Annotated in this window: 1 protein-coding gene and 1 pseudogene; both read right to left on the bottom strand. The window is 69.9% G+C overall.

The genetic code is table 11. The annotated features are described in order from the left end of the window. Nucleotides 1–427 (bottom strand): annotated as a pseudogene (locus ABZ281_RS50060) (ALF repeat-containing protein); the annotation flags it as partial. Between the two features lie 348 nt (nt 428–775). Further along, a partial coding sequence (locus ABZ281_RS50055) for a lytic transglycosylase domain-containing protein (protein WP_356665564.1) occupies nt 776–1,180 on the bottom strand: 405 nt, incomplete at its 5' end.

The raw sequence follows: 1,180 nt of genomic DNA, 5'->3' as shown, positions 1-1,180 counted from the left end.
GTGGCCTCCCTCTTGACGCCTCGGCCGGAGTCCGGGTCGCTCAGGATGCGGACGATGGCGACGCGGTCGTCCTCGGCCTGGGCGAGGCGGTAGCCGGTCTCCAGGAACGCGCGCAGGGCCTCGGGGGTGTTGGTGTCGAGGGCCTCGGTGGCCTCCCTCTTGACGCCTCGGCCGGAGTCCGGGTCGCTCAGGATGCGGACGATGGCGACGCGGTCGTCCTCGGCCTGGGCGAGGCGGTAGCCCGTCTTCAGGAACTCCCGCATGTCCTCCACGGAGCCGTCGAGCGCCTCGTTGGCCTCGCGGGTGACCCCGCGGCCGCTGTCCTCGTCCGCCAGGATGCGTGCGATCGCGATACGGAGGCGGTGAGCAGCAGGGCGGGGGCCAGGGCGCAGGCCGCGACGAGCAGGGCACCGCGGGTGAGTCTCATGCGTGAACCTTCCTCCAGATCAAGGGAATCGAGAGCATGTTCGCATGTTCGGGTCGGGAAGACGGAGTATTTTCAGCGGTGTGTGACGACCGCGAACTGCCCTCGGCCCGCCGGGTGTTGACCGGAAAGCCGTCGGCGAACCGGCGGGGCGGATGCCCGGCCGGACGGACCTCGGTCCGTTGCGCCGGGTGCGGGCCGCGCCTCGGCTTCAGCTCGTCCGGGGCCGTGCTGTGCATGGGCACGACAGTGATGCTGTGCATCGTGGCTTCGGCTTCCTCCCCCGAAAGAAACTGCGTCCAGGGCAGGAGGGCGGATGCGGATACCCCAAGGGTTGGCAAAATCGGCGTGTCACTTCTTGCCGGGTGGTGCGTACTCCTCCAGGAAGTGGGCGATGCGGTCGGCGTAGACGCGTACGTCCGGGGGCACGCCCTTCGTCGCGTTCAGGGTGCGGTACGACGTGCGGTACGCGGAGGCGATCAGGACCTGCCGGTCGCCCGGCAGGTTCTCGTGCAGGCGCGGGGCGATCCAGCACAGGTAGCGGCCCATCGCCGGGATGGACTCGGCGGGCGGGAAGGGGGGCTGGGGGACCGTCTCGCCGGGGGTGCCGTCCTCGTTCATCCACCAGCGCAGAACGCGCGGGGTCCAGCGGGCGATGCCGTACTCGTTGTTGTCGGGGTCGGAGAGGTCCGGGTCGAAGTCGCTCTCCACCTTCAGCATGGCGGCGATCAGGACCGGAGTGACCTCCTTCTGGTC

The sequence above is a fragment of the Streptomyces sp. NPDC006265 genome (assembly GCF_040613555.1).
Taxonomy (GTDB): Bacteria; Actinomycetota; Actinomycetes; order Streptomycetales; family Streptomycetaceae; genus Streptomyces.
This window is presented reverse-complemented; position numbering and strand designations above follow the sequence as displayed.